This is a genomic window from Mycoplasma sp. 13536, from assembly GCF_055523495.1.
The window spans coordinates 212,769-233,345 of sequence record NZ_JBVFVC010000001.1; the positions used below are offsets into that span (position 1 = coordinate 212,769).

At 25.0% G+C, this 20,577-nt stretch carries 15 protein-coding genes; 14 read left to right on the forward strand and 1 reads right to left on the reverse strand.

Going from position 1 to position 20,577, the window contains the following annotated elements; translation table 4 throughout:
- Positions 1-48 precede the first annotated feature (48 nt).
- Positions 49-2,907: an excinuclease ABC subunit UvrA gene (uvrA, locus tag AC0B4N_RS00870; RefSeq protein ID WP_465102031.1), complete on the reverse strand. Its 2,859-nt coding sequence runs from the start codon at positions 2,905-2,907 to the stop codon at positions 49-51.
- A 103-nt stretch (positions 2,908-3,010) separates the two neighbouring features.
- Here uvrA and AC0B4N_RS00875 point away from each other — a divergent pair, with 103 nt between their 5' ends.
- The 14 genes from AC0B4N_RS00875 (at position 3,011) to AC0B4N_RS00940 (ending at position 20,488) form a co-directional block, all read left to right on the forward strand.
- A complete protein-coding gene (locus AC0B4N_RS00875) occupies positions 3,011-3,778 on the forward strand; it encodes a hypothetical protein (RefSeq protein ID WP_465102032.1) in 768 nt (255 codons plus the stop codon).
- Positions 3,779-3,866: 88 nt separating this feature from the next.
- Entirely contained in the window at positions 3,867-4,532 is a 666-nt protein-coding gene (gene cmk, locus AC0B4N_RS00880; RefSeq protein WP_465102033.1) for a (d)CMP kinase, read from the forward strand.
- Positions 4,532-5,839 (forward strand): ribosome biogenesis GTPase Der, encoded by a 1,308-nt coding sequence (gene der, locus AC0B4N_RS00885; protein WP_465102034.1) that lies wholly within the window; start codon positions 4,532-4,534, stop codon positions 5,837-5,839. The genes cmk and der overlap by 1 nt, the downstream gene beginning before the upstream one ends.
- Positions 5,840-6,336: 497 nt before the next feature.
- Entirely contained in the window at positions 6,337-7,200 is an 864-nt protein-coding gene (locus AC0B4N_RS00890) for a hypothetical protein (protein WP_465102035.1), read from the forward strand.
- Positions 7,201-7,538: 338 nt separating this feature from the next.
- Entirely contained in the window at positions 7,539-8,828 is a 1,290-nt protein-coding gene (gene mobL, locus AC0B4N_RS00895; protein WP_465102036.1) for a relaxase MobL, read from the forward strand.
- Complete coding sequence (locus tag AC0B4N_RS00900) at positions 8,797-11,151, forward strand: type IV secretory system conjugative DNA transfer family protein (protein WP_465102037.1); 2,355 nt, start codon at positions 8,797-8,799, stop codon at positions 11,149-11,151. Before mobL ends, AC0B4N_RS00900 begins: the two co-directional genes overlap by 32 nt.
- 148 nt (positions 11,152-11,299) lie before the next feature.
- Positions 11,300-11,977, forward strand: coding sequence for a hypothetical protein (locus tag AC0B4N_RS00905; protein WP_465102038.1), 678 nt, complete (start codon positions 11,300-11,302; stop codon positions 11,975-11,977).
- A gap of 1 nt (position 11,978) precedes the next feature.
- On the forward strand, positions 11,979-13,928 hold the full coding sequence (locus tag AC0B4N_RS00910; protein WP_465102039.1) for a hypothetical protein: 1,950 nt from the start codon (positions 11,979-11,981) through the stop codon (positions 13,926-13,928).
- A 2-nt stretch (positions 13,929-13,930) separates the two neighbouring features.
- The gene (locus tag AC0B4N_RS00915) at positions 13,931-14,191 is read left to right on the forward strand and encodes a hypothetical protein (RefSeq protein WP_465102040.1); all 261 of its coding nucleotides are present in this window, start codon (positions 13,931-13,933) and stop codon (positions 14,189-14,191) included.
- 24 nt (positions 14,192-14,215) lie between these two features.
- Positions 14,216-14,578 (forward strand): hypothetical protein, encoded by a 363-nt coding sequence (locus AC0B4N_RS00920; protein ID WP_465102041.1) that lies wholly within the window; start codon positions 14,216-14,218, stop codon positions 14,576-14,578.
- Between the two features lie 9 nt (positions 14,579-14,587).
- Positions 14,588-14,815 (forward strand): hypothetical protein, encoded by a 228-nt coding sequence (locus tag AC0B4N_RS00925; protein WP_465102042.1) that lies wholly within the window; start codon positions 14,588-14,590, stop codon positions 14,813-14,815.
- 257 nt (positions 14,816-15,072) lie between these two features.
- The gene (locus AC0B4N_RS00930; protein ID WP_465102043.1) at positions 15,073-16,827 is read left to right on the forward strand and encodes a CDS14 family ICE transfer lipoprotein; all 1,755 of its coding nucleotides are present in this window, start codon (positions 15,073-15,075) and stop codon (positions 16,825-16,827) included.
- A 63-nt stretch (positions 16,828-16,890) separates the two neighbouring features.
- Positions 16,891-19,257: an Mbov_0397 family ICE element conjugal transfer ATPase gene (locus AC0B4N_RS00935; protein WP_465102562.1), complete on the forward strand. Its 2,367-nt coding sequence runs from the start codon at positions 16,891-16,893 to the stop codon at positions 19,255-19,257.
- Between the two features lie 46 nt (positions 19,258-19,303).
- Complete coding sequence (locus AC0B4N_RS00940) at positions 19,304-20,488, forward strand: IS30 family transposase (RefSeq protein WP_465101889.1); 1,185 nt, start codon at positions 19,304-19,306, stop codon at positions 20,486-20,488.
- Positions 20,489-20,577 lie beyond the last annotated feature (89 nt).

The window sequence follows — 20,577 nt, forward strand, 5'->3', positions numbered from 1 at the left end:
TTGACCTCGATTTTTACAATATGTTATTATTATACAAGTTATTAATATTTATTTTTGATTTCGTGAAAATATTTTTTCAAGGAATTGACCGGTAAAACTATGAATATTTTTGGCCACCTGTTCAGGTGTTCCTGTAGCAACTATTTTACCACCATGAATTCCACCACCGGGTCCTAAATCAATTAAATGATCACAAGATTTAATCACATCTAAATTATGTTCAATAACAACTACTGTGTCTCCGTTATCCACAATATGATTGAAAATTTCGATTAATTTTTTAATATCATGACTATGTAATCCAGTAGTTGGTTCATCTAAAACATAAATTGTTTTTCCAGTAGGTTTACGTTGTAAATGAGTTGCTAATTTAACCCTTTGCGCTTCGCCTCCAGATAATGTTGTTGAGATTTGCCCTAATTTAATATATCCTAAACCAACATTTTGTAAAAACATTAATTTTTCAATAATTTTAATTTTAGAATCAAAGAAAACGATTGCTTCATCCACGCTCATTTCTAAAACATCATTAATATTTTTTTCTTGATATTTAATTTCTAAGGTTTCTTTATCGTAACGTTTACTATCACATTGATCACATGTAATATATACGTTAGGTAAAAAATGCATTTCAATTACTAAAAAACCATCGCCACTACATTTTTCACATCGTCCGCCTGGAGTATTGAAACTAAATCTCCCTTTTGTGTAACCTCTTATTCGTGATTCTTCAACATTAGCAAAAATTTCGCGAATATCATCAAAAACACCAGTATATGTTGCTGGATTACTGCGCGGAGTTCTTCCAATTGGGCTTTGGTTTACTTGCACAATTTTATCAACATTGATTAATCCATCAATGTTTTTGAAATCAGCTTTTTTATGGCTTAATCCTTCAGCAATACCTTGCATTTGTTTATATCCATTAACTAAAATATCATTTATTAATGTGCTTTTGCCACTTCCAGACACACCAGTTACACCAACTAATTTTCCTAAAGGTATTGTAATATCAATGTTTTTTAAATTATTTTCTTTAGCTCCTTTAATAGTAATTGTTTTACCATTACCAGAACGTCTTGAAACAGGAATTGGTATTTCTCACTCACCAGATAAATATTTCCCTGTAATTGATCTTTCGCTAGAAATAATATCTTCAATACTTCCTTGACCAACTACTTCACCTCCTGATTCGCCAGCATGAGGTCCTATATCAATAATATGATCTGCGGCAAAAATAGTATCTTCATCATGTTCAACTACAATTAAAGTATTTCCTAAATCAACCATCTTTTTCATAGTTTCAATTAATCGTAAATTATCACGCTGGTGCAAGCCAATCGAAGGTTCATCAAGCACATATAAAACACCACTTAAATTTGCACCAATTTGGGTTGCTAATCTAATGCGTTGTGCTTCTCCACCTGATAAAGTTTCAGCACTTCGATTTAAACTTAAATAATCCAAACCAACATTGTTTAAAAAAGTTAGACGATTAATAATTTCAGTTGTAATGATATTTGAGATTGTTTTACTATATTCATCAAGATTATTAACTAAATTTTCAAAAGTAAATAAAGCATCTGAAATTGATAATTTAGTCATTTGATAAATATTTTTATTATCAACTTTAACGCTTAAAGCAGCTTGATTTAACCTTGCTCCTTTACATACATTACAAGTAACTGAACTCATATATTTTTTAAGATAGTCACGGCGGTGTTCAGAAGCAGTTTCAAAATACAATCTTTCTATTTTAGTTAATATTCCTTCGATAAATTGCTTTTTACGATATTTATTATTAGATGAAGAAACTAACATATATTCGATTTCTACATCTGAACCATAAAGAATATATCTTAGTTTACCTTGTGGAATTTCATCAATTGGTGTATCTAGCGAAATTTCATAATGGTCTAATAAAGCTTTAAATTCTTGTCATTCTAAATTAGGAGTATTGATAAAGTTTTCAAAATATTTAATAGCTCCATTGCCAATAGTTTTTCATGATTCAGGAATTAAAGCATCAACAGATGCTCTTGTTTCAAAACCAAGACCCTTGCAATTGTCACACATCCCAAAAGGCGCATTAAATGAAAATAATCTTGTATCAATTTTAGAAATTGAGAAATCTTTGTGAATGCATGAATGTAATTTAGAAAAATTGAAAATTTCTTTAGTTTCAACATTTTCAATTTTTATAATACCCTCACTTTTTTCAGTTGCTATATTTATAGCTTCTGAAATACGGTTGTAATTTGCTTCATTTAAAACTACCCGATCAATGACTAAATCAATTGTGTGTTTATGGTTTTTATCAAGTTCAATTTTATCTCTTAAACTTAAAATTTCTCCATTAATCTTAGCCCGTAAATAACCTTCATTTTTTAATTTTTCAAGCAAATTAATATGAGTTCCTTTTTCGCGATCCACTAAAGGAGCATAAATAATTAACTTAGTTCCTTCTCCTAATTTATAAATTGAATTTAAAATATCTTTAGTAGTCTGGGATGTAATTTCTAAATTATGTTTAGGGCAATATGCTTTCCCAATGCGTGCATATAAAAGTCTAAAGTAATCATAAATTTCTGTAACAGTACCAACTGTTGAACGAGGATTATTATGAACTGTTTTTTGTTCGATAGCAATTGATGGATTTAATCCATCAATTTTTTCAACATTTGGTTTCTTGGTTCCGCCTAAAAAAGTTCTCGAATACGAACTTAGAGAATCAACATATCTGCGCTTACCTTCTTCATAAATTGTGTTAAAAGCTAATGAACTTTTGCCACTACCACTTAAACCAGTGAATACCACTAGTTTGTTTTTTGGAATTTCTAAAGAAATATTTTTTAAATTATTTTCTCTAGCACCAGTAATTATTATTTTGTCATTTGTTATACTCATTTATACTCCATATAAAATACTTTATATATTTTAACTTGTTTTTTAAAATTTTAAATATTTACCTGATTAAATATCTTAGTTTCTTTTGTATAATTAATATATTATGAATCTTAGTAATACAGGACATTTAGCTTTTGCTATGTTTTTTATAGCATTAACAACATCATTAGGTATTTCAGTTACTAAATATCGTCTTTGGACTTTTAACGAAAGTGTTTATAAAGCAAACCAAAAAAATATGTTAAAAACATTGGCTTTTGCCACTATTTTACTGCTAATTGCTCTTGCATACACTATTTTAATCCAACTAGAAATAATTACAGTAGGCGAATATTTAACAAACGATAAAGGAATTAGAATTGACAGTTCCGGCAGTGAATATAAGGTAATAACAAGTAGTGAATCAATTACTAGTTATATACTAGTTGTTGCGTGTTTAATAACAATTGGTTTAATAATTTATTATTTAACTCAAATTAAAGCAAAAGATGAAATTCGACCAGAAGAATTAATAGAATTTGCACAACAAGCAGTTATTGATTTTGATCAAGCCGAAAAAAGTTATTATGTCTTAAAGCAATCCCTTAGACGATATGGACCTGATAAAATCATTAATTTTGACAATTATATTTCAAATAGTACATTTATGCTTAGTTTTGGCAAGAAATTATTTTTCAAAACCCTTATCAAAAGAACTATTTATTTTGGTTTATCATTACCAAGTAAAATACCAACCTTTGATCAGCCCCAAACGCCTAAAAACATAATTATGGTTTACTTAATCTCTTCAGTAAAAGTAATTAATAAAACCAATAAAATACAAATAACAGTAAAGGATCTTGCTGATCATTTAAAGGGGTTGACATTTTAAAAAAGTTATAATTTATAACTTTTTATTTTTTATATTTTGCCAAACTAAAAAAAGTTATATATAATATAACCAAGAAATAGGAGAATAGATGAAAGTAAATATTGCAATTGATGGCCCTAGTGGTGTAGGCAAATCCACAGTAGCAAAGGAATTAGCAAAAATCTTGGGCTATACTTTTATAAACAGCGGAAGCATCTATAGGGCAATTACTAAAAATGTTATTGATAAAGGTATTGATACTCGTGATGCACAAAATGTAATCAAAACCTTAGAAAACGGAATGATTAAATTACTAGAAAATGATAAAGTGCAGCTATATGGAATTGATGTTTCAACTAAACTAAGAGCAGATTATATTTCGCAAGTAACACCAAATATAGCTAAAATACCAGAAGTTCGTAATTATGTAGTGAATCAAATAAAAACCATTACAAATCAAAATAAAGGTTATATTATTGATGGTAGGGATACTACCTTTAAAATTATGCCTCATGCCGAAGTTAAAATTTTTCTCTGAGCTTCCGCCGAAGAAAGGGCTCACCGTCGCATGAAACAAAACCGAGAGCTCATGTATAATGTTAATTTCAATGAAATCTTGTTAGATATTCAAAAACGTGATGAACAAGATATGAATCGTGAAATAGATCCTTTGCATAAAACTCATGATTCTACCTTTATAGATTGTACAAATTTAACACTCGAAGAATTACTTAATGTAATTCTAAAAATTGTAGAAAGTAAAACAATTAACTAATGAAAAATACAGTAGCAATAATTGGAAAACCAAATGTTGGTAAAAGCACTTTATTTAATCGTATTATAGGTAAAAAGATTTCAATTGTCTACGATGAACCAGGTGTAACCAGGGATCGCTTATACGAAACAATTTCATGATCTGGTGAACAAATAAAATTAATTGATACTGGTGGAATCGAAATTGAAAATAAACCATTTCAACAACAAATTCAAATTCAAGCTAAAATTGCAATTGAAGAAGCTGATGTAATTTTATTTATTTTTGATGGAAGAACTGAAATTTCGAATGATGAACTTTTCATCATGAATACTTTAAGAAAAAGTAACAAACCCATAATTGCCGTTGCCAATAAATTAGAAGCTAATCAAGATTTTGATTATGGTTGATATGCACTAGGTGTTGATGAAATCTTTCCTATTTCTGCATTACATGGTGAAGGTGTCGGTTCAGTTTTAGATGCTTGTATGAAGTATTTAGATTTTTCTGAACCTGATGATCAAGAATTATTTAGTCTAGCAATTATTGGTAAACCTAATGCTGGCAAAAGTTCACTGCTTAATAATTTAACAAATGAAAACCGTTCAATTGTCTCCGAAATACCCGGAACTACAAGAGATAGTGTTAAATCAATTGTAGATATCAATGGCACAAGCTATAGGGTTATTGATACAGCTGGAATTACAAAGAAATCTAAATTAGTCGAAAGTGTTGATCACTATGCTTTATTAAGGGCTATGAACTCTTTAATGGAATCAGATCTTTCACTTGTAGTAATTGATGCAACTCAGCCTGAAATCTCTCATTTTGACTCAAGAATAATTGGTTATGCTTTAGATCATAATAAACCAATTATTATTGTAATTAATAAATGAGACTTAATTAAAAAAGAAACTAATACAATGGCTCAATACGAAAAAAAACTGCGTGAAAAATTTCATTTTGTCCCTTGAGTACCAATTATATTTATTTCTGCTAAATACAACCAAAGAATAAATAAGCTTGCTGATAAACTAACCGAAGTTAGGGCAAACCTAGAAAGAGATATTAAACCTTCATTATTATCCACTCTTATTTTAGAAACCCAAAGCATTCAGCCAGCACAACCCTTTAATGGTGGGCGCTTAAATATATATTACGCCCGTAAAGAACTTGCCAAAATTCCAACCTTTACTTTTTTTGTAAATAATAATAAGTTTGTTCATTTTTCTTATGAAAGATTCCTAGAAAATCAACTTAGACAATCATTTAATTTTGATGGTTGTCCAATTAAATTAAATTTCAAAAATAAGAATGGAATTGAATAAATAAAAAATATTTTTAAGTAAATTTTAAAAATATTATAAAATAATAAAAAATGTAGATAGAACAAGGAGCATATTATGCGTAAAATCGTAAGATTAAAAAATAAATTACGTCTTGAAAAAAGAAGACAAAAATTAGCTAAAGAACATGCTAGAGACGTAAGAAGACAACAAAGAAACGCTGAAGCATCAGCTTAATACCTAAAAAATAAAGCTCATAAATATGAATGAGCTTTATTTTTAGTTTGGGGTTTTTAAGCCCTAATATTAAGCATTTAAAATATTTTTCTGTTAAAATTAAATTAATATGGACCCGGCAGAAAAAGGGGTGGTAATAAAACGATAAAAACACTGACTCAAAAAGTCAGTGTTTTTATATCAAGTAATAAAAAAGAGATGAAAAAAATATGCGGGACCTAAAAGCAAACCCGCATATACATCATCTTGATAAATATATTATACCATAATTTTTATGAATTGAAAAATAAAGGAGAAAAATTATGTCAGTAATTAAACATCATCTTGAAGAAATTATCTTTATGACTTCTAAAGAATGGGAGCAAAAATTAAAAACAGAAAGAATTATAGAAGCTTTAGAAACTAGAAATCAAAAATACATACTCAAATCTGTTGTTGAGTCTTTAGGAACTAAAGGTTTTGATATCAAAGTTTATAAAGATTTTGATTTTAAAAATATTTTTAAATTTTTAGAATTTGAAAATATTAAACTTAAAACTAATGAGAATTTACTTAAATTATTAAGTCAATGTGATCTTTTAGTTTTTTGTTTGTTAAAAGCTTTTTGGAAAAGAGGCAAACGATTCAAAACAATTAAAAACAATATTGAAATTTTAGAGTTTAAAAAAATTATGAAAAATCAATTTAGAATTCCAAGGCAAACAGTTGAAAACAGTCTTAAAAAATTTGGGGAACTTGGCTTGATTGAAATTGATTTTAAAAAAATAAAAATAAAAAAATTTAACTTAATTTTAAACCAAAAAAATCAACCAGGTTTTGTTGTTAAATTTAAAGACAATTTACTTTTTTGTTTACTTGCTTTCGGAAGAGAATTTGCTAAGAAAGTAATGCTTTTAAAATGATTGAAAAAGCAAAATAATAAGAAAAAAGCTTTAACCATAAAAATAAAAAAAGCAGATGAAAAAATACTTAGCAATAACTTATTTAATTCAAGTAAAAAAAATGAAAATGCTTCAAGAATTAAAAAAGCTATAACTCAAATTTTGTTTATTTTTGCTAACAAAAAATATGAAGATGTATTTTGTGTTAAATATAAATTCGAAAAGTCTGTAATTAAAAGATTTAGAACTTTTTATGATAAATTAGATCGAATTCAATTTTGTTAAATAGATTATGTTGATAAAAGTAAAAGTAAGTAATATTCTTGCTTACTGATTGTTATAAGTCGGAATATTACTTACTTTTACAACCTCTATTTATTTTTGATTTTATCTAGTTTTATTGGTTGTAAGAACGGTTTTTAAGAAACTGATTTTTAGTGTTACGTTTTTTTCTTAAATTTCCTATTTTTTTTTGATTTTTAAAAAAATGCCAAAAAATGTAACTTTATTTTATGTAAGTAAAATACAAAGAAAGTGATAGCTTTCTTTTCTATAGACCTTAGTATGTGTGAGAATATTAAATTAATAACTTAATATATTAATTTAATTAGAAAGGTGGCAAATTGACAAAAAAAGAGAAAGAGCTTTATATAAGCTTTAATTTTATTACAAATGACAAAGGATACTATACTGGATTAAATAATTATAGAAATCATAAAGATTGAGTTGAAAATGGTTTTTGAGTAGATTACTTTATTAGAAAAGATAAAGCTGTTGCAATGAGTGAGCTAAATGCCGAAAGAGAAAAAGAGCTAACAAGTGATTTGACTTTGTTAGGCGAAAGAAAAAAAAATGAAATTTTAAAAACATACAGAGAATATTTAAAAGCGAATTTAGATAATCCGCCAAGTGGCCTGTATGCTTTTAAGAATGGAAAATATTTTAAGAATATCGATATTAAAGAAGTAAAAGAAGCATCAGCTAAATTAAAAACACCATTTTATGATATGGTGATTAGTTCAAATGATGATATGTTAAAAAATGGAATGATAGGGGAAGATGCTTGGAAAAAATTAATTGAAGATTGTTTATTTAAATGATTAAAATCAAGTGGCCTTGGGTTTGATATCAGTAACTTAGAAATCTATTATGCTATTCATGGTAACACAAATAATCCACATATTCATATTAGTTTTTGAGAAACTAAATTAAAAAGAAATAAAGATAGAAAGTTATTTGGAATACAACAAAATATTACTAGAAGAAAATTCGAAGAATTGAAATTAGATATTTTAAGTAAGTTTACTTTTGATGAAGATATTGAAAAAATTAATAAATTAAATAACAATTTAAGAAATATTAAAATCAAATTTGAAAAAAAATTAATTGAAAATGAAAATTCTAGAGAAGTCAAAAAGGAATTTAAATCTGAAATTGATGAAATAAAAAAAGAATGTCAAATAAATAATAATCAATGATATTCACATTTAACACCACATTCACAAAAAATAATTTTAAAAATAAAAGAAACACTAATGAAAAATAATCATAGTTTCTTTATGATTTACAACAATTTTTACAAGACATTAAATGAATATAAAAAATTAGAAATCGATTCTCAAATTTTAAAAGAGGAATTTATGAGGAGACTTTTGAAAGAGGAAAAAGAATTTGAAAGAAAAATAAATAATGCTATTTTAAAAGAAGTTTTGAAATTTGAAAGATCAGAATGACTAGATAAAAAGACAAATTCAACAAAAAACACATACAAGAATAGCTTTAAAAAAATGTTTGAAAAAGATTTTGCTTATTATGATAAAGATACTAAATACTTAAAACGGCTGGCTTATCAATTTTTCGAATCCAAATCAATTGAGGAATATGAAAAAATGAAAGGAATTAGTTATGAATAGTAAAGTCTTAATTGTTTTTAAATTATTTGCTTTTATTATTGTATGTTTACTAAGTTTTTGAATTTTATTTGGGTTATTTGAATTTTTAATTATACAAAAGGGAAATTTTAAAAATTTAAAGATTTGAAATATTTTAAATTTTAGTTTTGTAAATAATTTTCAAAAGGGTAATAAAAATTTTTTAACAGCAATTACTTTTATTTACTTAATACTTAATTTTGTTTTTGCTTTCTTTTTATTTAAAGAAAATATAAAAAAATTATGAAAAGTATTAAGAAGAAAACAAGATCATAATTCTAATTGGCTTTTAAATGAAATTAATAAGGAGAAAGATTATTCATTATTTAAAAAGCATTGTTCTTATGGTTTTAACAAATCTAGTTCATGAGTTTTAAAATTTGAAAAGAATAAAAAGAAATGGTTAAATATTCAGCATGAAGATATAGACAAAAATTCACTAATAATTGGAGGGACTGGTTCAGGTAAAACACAAAGAATTTTGTTACCTAATATTTTATATAACATTAATTTAGATGAAGAATATAGACCAAATTTAATAATTAATGATCCTAAAAGAGAAATAATAACTTTTACAGGAAAAAGACTAAAAGAGCAAGGATACAAAATTTATGTTATAGACTTTGAAAACACTAAAAAAAGTCTAAATTGAAATCCTTTGTTAACAGTTTTTCAAATTGTTGAAGAAGCACAAAAAAAGCAAAATTTAGATTTGCTTTTTGAGTCATATAAAAGATTGATTGCTTTAATTGATAATCTTAATTGAGGATTAGGAGGCGAAGCTAATGAGTTTTGAAATTCTTCAGGAAAAAAATTTATCGAAATAGTTGCAAAAACGTTTTTGTTAATGAAGTTTTATTTAAATAACTTTGAAGCAAAAGATTTTAATTTTACTAATATTGCACAAAATATTACCTCTAATTTTAACGTCAAATATCAAAATTTAACATTGTATAAAATTTTGGAAAAACATAAAAATGATAATGAATTATGAAATTCAATTTATAAAGATTATATAAGTATGGTTTCAAATGCAGAAGCTACATTAGGGTCTCAACTTCAAAATGGACTTAGATCATTAGATATGTTTGTAAAAGATGAATTTATTAAAAATTTAACATCGTATTCAGAGCGGTTTAATATTAACGATATTTTTAATAATGAAAAGCAAAAGTTTGTTGTATTTATTCATTATGCAGATCAAAATACTGCAAATCATAAATTAGTAAGTTTATTAATTGATGAACTTTATCAAGGAGCTATTGATAAAGCAAAAAGAAATTTAGAAGAAAAAGGATTTGAAAAGTTAGAAAGAAGATTATTGATTATTTTAGAAGAATTTGGTAACCTACCCCAAATTCCTAATTTAGATAATAAACTATCAATAAATCGTTCTAGAAATATTTTATTTTGCTTAGTGTTACAAGATAAAAATCAACTTAAAAAATATAATACTAACGAAAATAGAGAAGTTGATAATATCATTCTTTCTAATCTTCAATTTGTTTATTTCTTAAATTCATCAGATGAAAATACTAAAAAATACTTCATTAATAAACTAGGAACTAAACAAGTTGAAAAATATTCATATTCAAAAAATGGAAAAAATACAAGTGAGAATATTTCTTATCAAGAAAAACCCTTGATTTCAATACAAGAATTAAGCAAAAAAGCCGCCTCAAATATTTTGGTCTTTATTGAAGGATTACCTCCTTTATATATCAAAACAAATTTAACTTATAAATATTTTTCTAATGATAAATTTAAATTTGATGATAATGAGAATTCCTTACAATTTAAGCATTTTGATATTGATAGTTGATTTAAAAAAGAAAGCAATAACCTAACAGAGAACCTAATACAAAAAGAAATAAATAAGATTATGCAATTAGAAAACTTAAATGAAATTGAAGCTAAAAAGAGATTTGAGCAAATTAAGAATCAAAAGGAGTTAAGAAATGATAATAAGGACTTTAAAGTGATTAGGCAAAATGTATTTGAAACTACTCAAATTTCTATGAGAGAGGACGTAGATGATGAAGAAGATGATGATATTGGTGAACAAAAGAAAGATTTAAATATTAATGAAATTGAAGAATATTTAAATAATGGCAACTTTTTCAAAATAAAAAACATTTTGAAAAAAAACAATTTAAATTATGAATTCCAAAGAATAAGCAATCTTTATAAAGAATATCAAAATTCAGAAGATGATTTTAAAGAATTAGCAAAGGAAGAATTAAAAGAATTTATCAATGATAAAGTTATTAAAAAATACAAGAAATCTAAAGGAGGAAAAATGTAAATTCTGGGAAAAGTAAAGAAAATAAGATTAGTTTTATTTCGTAATATTTATTTAGTAAATTTGATAGCGAGATTGTTCAAATACTAAATAAAAAATTCCTTTACACAATGATAGTTATAAAGATAGAAAGAACAGGAGACTAGTATCAATGAAAAAAGAAGAATTTTTAAAGCAAAATAACATTCATCTATATGATGAACTAATTAAAAAAGTAGATAAAGACTTAAGAGAAAAAGGATTAGAGAGCATTTATAGTTCAATTGCTCTTAAGTTAGTTAATAAAAAAGGTAAATATGTAGAATTAAGCTATGACAATGTAGTTTGATATTCAGAAAAAGATATAGAGTTATTAATGAAAGGAAATTTTATAAATAAAGAAAAAGAGATAGAAAAAGATTATATAGAAATAAGTAATGTTTTATATAGACCAGAGTTTAATGCGGAGAAAAAGCTAAAGAAACAAGAAGTTAAAGAAAAACCTAATGAAGAAATACAAGATTTATATATGAAAAATTTAATTGAAAATAATCTAGATGAAGAAGAAGCAAAAGAAGAAACTATTAAGCAATCTATGATTAATGAAATAAAGAAACTTCAAGAGGAAGAAAACAAACTGGCTGTTAAAGAAAACAGAAAGCCACAACGAGTAACAAGCTCTTATTTTAGCGATTTTATTGAATGAGCAACAGACAACAAAAAAGAGATAAATATTATTACTCTTAATTTATATCATCATTTACAAGTAGAAAAAACACAGGAAAATTATTATAAATTATTGCTTGCTTCTTATGAATTAGCTAAATATCTAGAAGCGGAGGGCAACTAAAATGAACTTTTTTGAAAATGAAAAAATACTAAACAGAATTTTAAAAGATTATTTTGCTAAAAAGGAAAGAAAAGATAAATATAATGAAAAATTAAATTTTTATGTACCTAAATGAGGAACCAAAGAACAAGAACAATTTTCAAAACATAATTATTCAGATCTTACTAATTCAGTTTTTTGGCTTTTGTTAGATGAATTTTGCGAAAGCAAAGAACAAAAAGAGAAAATTATCCTTGAAATACTAAGTTATTCTCTTGGTTTGGAGAAAAAAGACATGGTTTGAAAAAAAATAAATGAAAACACATATAATAACCCAATTGATGTAAAAGGTCTTAGTGAAGTAAATAATCTTCTTTATATAAATATGGATAATAAAAAATTTAATAAAGCTGAATTTGGACAAGGCCAATATGTAAAAGTATATAAACCATCATATATATTTAAAGCACATACGTACTATAACACAGGAACCTCAATGAGATTCAAAGTTTTTTGAGATATTCATAAAATTAATACCAACTCTATACTTACATTTTCATCTAAAACATTTAAAGAATTGTTATTGAAAAATAATGTAATTGATAAAGTTCCTAGTGAACACGAAATAAATTCACAAGCTGACTGATATCGCGAAATTATTAAAATACGAAATAAAAGTATTTTGTATATTAATGAAAAATTTAATTTTTTAAATGCTATTAAATCATTTGAGACAAATTATCATAAAAAAGCTAAATCTTATGAAGATTTAAAGAACATGACATTAAAAGCTTTAGAAAAAGCTAAGTCAACAAGTTTTGTAGAAATATTTAAGAAATTTGAAATAGATCCAAATTCTAATTTTGAAGTTATTGATAATTTGTCAAAAGAGTTTAAAAAAATAAAACCATTTTTACTTGAGGAATTTAATAAAGATTTGACTTTAAGATTTAGAAAAACAGATAATTTAAAAGCTAAAGGTGTTTATTTTCCACATGCTAAGAATATAACAATAAATGTAAATCAACATAAAGATAATGATGTTCCGCATATTCAAAGTTTTATGCATGAATATGCACATTACATTGACTATGAACTTGGTAAAAAATTATATGAAAAAAATATTACACTTCCTTTTTCGTTGATAAATCCTGAATTTCAGGAATTAAAAAAAATTTATATCAATAAATTTAATGAATTAGAAAGAAAAGGAGAAATAAAAAATATTGCTCATGGTAATTTAAAAGATTATTTAACGAACCATGAAGAAATTTTCGCAAGAGGGTTTGAAAGATATTTAGTAAAAGTTGGTTTTGAAAGCTCGTTTAATAAAAGTGAAGCTTTTTTAGATGATGTTAAAGAAGATGTATTTAAATATTTAGACGAAAATACAAATAAAAGATTTTTTGATATGTATGAAAAGATATTTCATATAAATGAAAAACTCGAAAAACAAAAACAAACACAATTTGAAGAAGAAATTAATACTCATGTAGAGCAAAAAATAATTAATTACAAACAAAGTAAGTTATTTGAATTTGATGAGAATGATGCTCAAGAAGAATTAAGTGAAAAAGAAAAAATGCATATTGTTATCAAGAATAATTATGCTGAATTTAAAAAAACATTAATGAGTGAAAAAATATTTAAAGATTATTTAGAAGAAATTAATGTTAAAAAATTTAAGGATTTATACATTGAATTACACAATAATTGTAAAGAAGAAGGTCTTGAAACTGAATACTTAAAATATATACCTGATTTGACAACAAATTTAGAATTATTAAACAACATTAAAGAAGATAACTATGTAAAAATAAATAGTGAAGAAAATAAAATTAATTTAGTTTCATTAGAGGTTATTACTGATGAATATATTCAAAAAAAATTAAAAAAGCCAAACAAGCAATTTGATGAATTAGTCAAACAATTTTGCGATAAAAAAGAAACTAAAATGGAATTGAGGATCTAAAATTGAAGAAATCAAAAGAAGAATATATATGGATTAATTATTTTGATATTAATAAAGAAAATTATCAAAAAGTTAAACAGCATTGAAGAAATTTAGGATATGAATTAATTAGAAAGAAATTTAATGCTAAAAAATCATCAGGAAGTATAAGTATAAATTCAAAAGAAGTTAAAAAAGTTTTTAATGATGCTCAAAAAATTAAAAATATAAATTATGAATTTGTATATGGAGTTAGTCAAAGAATAAAAATGACTAACAAATAAGAAGATATGAAAAGGAGCTAGATAATGAATAATGATAATTATAATTTGCAAGAACAAGTATTAAAAAAATTGTTTGACGATAATATACAAGAACAAAATACAGAAAAACATAAAGCTAATTTTTTGTTTATTGGTAAAGTTAGCTCTACATTTAAAGGGAAATACTTTGACAAATTCAAAGAAAGTTATCAAGAATTTTTTGTAATTAATCTAAAGGTAAAAAATAGTTTTTATAGAATTACTTTTTTTGATAGTGAAATATTTAAGAATTTTGGTGAATTACAAGATAAAGAAGTAAGAATTATAGGAGAGATAGGTGTTAGAAAAGATGCTAAAACTAATGAATATGAAACAACCTTTATTGGATCATCATTATTAAATATGTAGGAGGTTTTTATGACACAGTTAAAAGAAAATTTTATGTGTGTACAGGTATTTGATAACGGTATGCGGAAAATAATTGGATTCTACAAAACTTTTTCTGAAGCTTCTAAAATGCTAGATTTTAATGAATTTAAAATTGAAGTCTTAAAAGTTTCGACAGGAAAAAGGAATTTTGTAACTAACGAAACTTATGCATACCAAAAGAGCCAGAAAGATAATAGGTCAAAAAGGCCATTTTAAAATGAGTAAAAAGTTTTTAACAATTTTAACTGGTATAGCTGTAGTTATATCAATATTTTTGGCATTTTATCTTTTTGCTATCAATACAACGGAGATAAGTTGAAGTTTAGAAGCAAAAAAATATGCAACAATTGGCATTATTACATTTGTAACATTAAAATGAGTTATTATTATTGTTCTTTGAAAACTGAATCGAAAGCAAAAACTATAAATTATGATATAATTTATTTATAAATAATAAATTATAAGAGGTAAAGATGAGCAGAAAAGTTAAAAAAATATTAAGTTATTCATTTACTCTTTCTAGTATAAGTAGTTTATTTTTAGTTAATTCTTGCATTCAAGTTCCAAGTTATAGAGATTTAAGAGGCGGAGGCCAACCAAGTCATGGCGGATATGAAAAAGATTCTGAAAATGATCCAGAAGTTGATAAGCAACTTTTAGCTGAAGGTAGATTATATTTTAAAGAAAATGACACTAATTATTTTTTAAAACCAAATCATAAATACTATTTTAAAGATGTTGTTTTAAATGAAAAAAATTATGATGTTGATTATTATTACACTGATAAATGAAAAGAATTAATTACCAAGCCATTTATTTCATCATTAGACGCTAAAACATTAGGCAGAGAAAAGAATCTTGTTAGTGATTGGTGAATGACAAAAGCACAAAGGGATAAATTCAAAGCAGAAATAGAAAAACATGATGCTGAGTATGAAACTAAAAGAAATGATCCTGAATATCAAGAATGAATGAAAAATGAGTTTAGTATTGAATATTTAGTACTTGGCGAATTTTTCAGTATGATAAGAATGTTTTTAGAAGGTGATAATAAACTTAATAACAAATCTATGAATAAACAATTTGTGCAAAAAATGATTGAATTCTTAGAAAGTTCAAATCATAAATATTTTTCTGAAATAGGATATCAAAATGAAAATGAAGAGTATTTTTATAAATATCCTGAAAAAGAAAAAGAGCATTATAAAAATAAATATGTTAGATTTTTTAAAGCAAGTCCTTATAGAGAAGCTAATGATACAATGACAAGTGTTCATTCGAAAGATAAAGATAGAAATAGAGCACAAGTTCATAAACTATGGTTTGATAATGTAATAAGCACTAATTATGATAATAATATATGAAATAATAAGGATTTTCAAATGGGAGTTTTACCATATTCATTTTCAACAAATTTCAAAATAAAAAATAGATATAGAAATTGAGTGGCTAATGCTTATGATGAAAAATATTATGGTTATATTTATAATCCGATAGATGGTCAAAAAATGCTAGAAACAGCTAATTATGGATCGCCGAATGTATTGGATTTAGCTTTATATAGTGCTGCTAAAAATTACTTTGTAGAAGAAAGAGAAAGACAGGTTTATTTAAAGGCTTTAAAATTTCAATTAGCATTAATGAAAATTGATGAAATTTTACCTAGTGATAAAAGTATTAGCGAGTATTTATACGCTATTTCAAAAGGTGATTTAACTTTAGAAAAAGAAAATTTAAATAATTATGAAAGTTTTAAAATAGCTTTAAAGGAATATGGAAAAGCTATTTTAGATTTTGTTGGATTAGATACATTTGCTTTAAATGAATCACAAATAATAAAGGATAAAGAAAAAAACTATGTAATAGCTGATTTATTTGGATATTCTAGAACAGATGATTTTATATATACATACAGATTTGCTTATAATGAACTTTTAAATACAATAATGCCATTTTATACCCTTACTGGATTAAGTGAAAACACAGAACTTAATGAAGTGCTGCCAGTTTTAAGTGATGCTAGTGATAGCGTAAGAAAAGCAGTTTATGACTATGCATTTTTTTACTTAAACTATATTTTTGAACATAGTCCAAGAGTAAAAAACAGAAATAAGATAGCAAGAATCGACACTTTTGATTATAAATTTAATTTAAAAACACAAGATTCTTTAATTGCTAAAAATAAAGTAAATACAATTTTTGAAAAAATAAAAAATATTTATAGATAGTTGCTTGAAAAAGTAATTATCTTTTTAATTTAAAAATGAGATTCTTTAATTGCTAAAACTAATATAAATGACAATATGTTTGTTGTTTTTAAAATTCACGGAAATAATATTTGATCTGAAGATCCAGAAACACAAAGTGCTTATGTGGAGAATTTAGCGAGAAGTTTAGATATGTTTAAGAACAAATTTAGTTTTGTTTGTTTAAATGAAGATATTAACTTCAATCAAAATATAAATTTCATAAAAAGCAAAAACATAAAAGAAGAATATAAAGAATACATTAATAACAATATTAATGATTTTGAAAATATTAAAGCAAACTCTGAAGTTAATAATTATTATTTAATTATTAATGCACCTAATTTTGAATTATTAGCAACTGAGGCAGAAGGCATTTTCAATTATTTTAATGCTTCAAAAATAGGTTTAGAAAAAGTTGAAGGTGTTGATTTATTAAAATTTTTAAACAAATATAGAAGTTTTGGGGTAACTGATAAAGATATCGAAAAATATTTCGAAGAAAACAAAGATAAATTTTTTATTGAAGAAAATGTAGATTTCTTAGATGAATTATTTAACTATAATGAAGTAATTTTTAATAAGAAATACATAAAAATTAACGATAAATTTATGTCTATTAAAGCAATTAGCAAGTTGCCTACAACATTAGAAAATGGGTGAATAAATGATATTTTAAATACAAAATCAAAAGTTATTTGAAATAATTATCCATATACAGATTTTGATAAAACAAATAAATTATTAGATAAAGCTAAAATGAATATTGATAATGATTTAATTACAGATGAAAAAATCACACAAATTGCTAGACACCAAAAAGATGATGCAGCAGTTTTAGAATTAATTAATCAAATAAATTTAGATGAATATTCACTTTTAGATGTAAATTTCTTAATTATAAATGAAGCTAATACTTTACAAGAATTAAAAGAAATAGAAGAACAAAATGAACAAATTTTAAGAAAAAATAGAATTATACTTAATAATCTAACATTTCAACAATTTGAAGGGTTTGTAGATAGTTCGTTAAGTATAAATTACAAATTAGGTAAAGAAGCTTATCAAATGAGTTCATTAAATTTAGCTGGTGGTTATCCATTTATAACAGAAACATTAAATGATAATAAAAATTTATTGTTAGGAATTACAGAGAATTTAAATCCTATTAGCTTAGATATATTTGATTTAAAGCATTTAAATAGATCTAATCACAATATGATAATTTTAGGGACAAGTGGAATGGGTAAATCAACATTAGTTCAAAAAATTATTGCTTCAAATTTAGCGATTAATAATAAAGCAATTATTATTGATCCACAAGACGAGTATTCATCTTTTGCATCAAAATTTAAAGGTTCAATTGTTGATATGGGTTCGGGTATAAATACAACTTTTAATATACTGCAAATAAGAAATGCTATTAAAGACGATATTGAAAATGTAGATATTAAATTATTGATAAATGCTCATTTATCATTCTTAGAAAAGTTTTTTAATATTATGTGAAATTTACCGCAAATGGAATGAAGCTTTTTACAAAAACTTTTAAAAGATTTTTATGAAGAAAATGGTATTTATAATCTTAAAAATATCAAAGAAATTAAAGATGAAGAATGAAAAACAATCTCAGATTTTATAACATATATGAAGAAATATAATTGTAAAGCCTTATATGATGTAAAAAGAAAAGAAGAACTTTTAAATAGATTTGTTGAATTATTTATGTTTAACTTCGAAGATAACGGGAGATATCAAAATTTATTTAATGGAATAACTAATTTAAAACTTGAAAATGATTTAATTGTTTTTAATATGAAAAACCTTGTCGATACAAGTGACACTATTTCGGCAAGATTAGGTATTTTAATTGTTTTAAATATATGTAATGAAATTATTTATGATAATTTTATTCAAAATGAAAAAAATAAATTGAAGTATATGACTGAAAATAATTTAAAACTCTTATCAGCTGAAGAAATAGATAAATTGATTACTAGAACTATTTTAACTATTGACGAAGAACATATCTATATTGACGCAAATAACCAGACAACTCTTGATTACATTACTCAAATTACTAAAACGATTCGGAAATTTGATGGTTCTACAATACATACAACGCAAAATCCTAGCGATTATAAAACAAGCCCATTAGTAGTTGAAAGTGCTTCAAGAATTATTCAAAATTGTAATTATTCTGTATTTTTTGGTTTAAAAGATGCTGATATTGAAGCAGTACAACTTTTATATAAAAATTCATCTCAACTATTAAAAAATGAAATAATGTATTTAGCTCAAAAACAAAAAGGAAAAGTTTTATTAAGTGTTGATAATAATATATTAATTGGAAATGTCACATGCAAGTTTTTTGCATGTGACATTGTTTTTGTCTACCTTGTAATAAAATAGTTGTATTAATAAATTTTAAAAAAATGAAAGGAGACTTTAAAATTATATGAAAAATTTAGAAAAATATATTTGTGTTTTTGACAAATATCGAAAAGAAAATAAATATCAACACTTTAAAATCGAAGAGAATTACAACACTATTTTGAAAATGCAAGGAGCTCTTGGGACACAACGAAAATTACGATCAGATCAAATCGATCTAGAACAACTTTATAATATTTTACAAGAACTTTCTGAAGGCTTCTCAATCCAAGAAGTAGCCAAGATTTTTGATAGAGACATTCGAAGTATAAAAAGCAAAATCCAAATTATTACAAATCGCAGACCACTTAGTTTAGATAAACAAAATCGCTATGTTTGTCCGAAGTGTTCAAAAAGAGTAATGCGGGTTAAAACCCTTAATTTTACCAAACTATATGAACATTTATCAGGGTATTCGTTTTCGCGACTCTTTTTTGTAAGTGATACAATTAAAGAGAAATGAAAGGCCTACAGAAAATATTGGTATAGTGAGCTTAATACATACAATAAAAATAGAAATAAAAAGAATTTGCAGCAAAAAGAAGTTAAGAAATCAGTTACCTATCTTGTGAATTCTTTTAAAAAATTATCACCTGATGAATTCGCTCCTTCACCTAGTACAATTTATAAAATAATCAAAAAATACCCTTATTTCCTTGAATTTGACCACATTGTTAAAAAATCTGAAGGAAAATATGGCATAAGGAAGAAGAAACAAACCAAACCTAAAACATTAAAATATGCTACAGAAATTTCGAAACGTCCAGCTTATATTAATGATCGCTCTGAACACGGCCATTTTGAATTAGACACCGTTATTGGTACAATCAATGATACATATTGTATTGTAACCATAATTGAACGGCAAACCAGAATGTCTTATGCTATGCTCTCAAAACGCAACTCCAAAGCTATAAAACAAACTCTTCTAAAGCTAATCAAGAAACATAACTTAGACATTAAAACTTTAACAGTTGATAATGGTAGTGAAAATGTCTTATTGCACCAGGTTATTCCAACTGAAAGACTATTTAAATGCCAACCATATAGTTCATGACAAAAAGGTTCAATAGAAAATATGCACCGCTTAATTAGGTATTACATTCCCAAAGGAAAAAGTCTAGATAAATACTCTCAGCAAGAAATTGATTATATGATGGATAAAATAAATAACTATCGGCAAGTTGTAAGGCAATATAAGATAACCTAAAAACTTTTTTAATCCCCCGCCTTTGATTGCAATCAAAGGGGCCTTACTTTTGGCAAAAGTAAGCAAAACCGACGAGAAAACACTGCCGT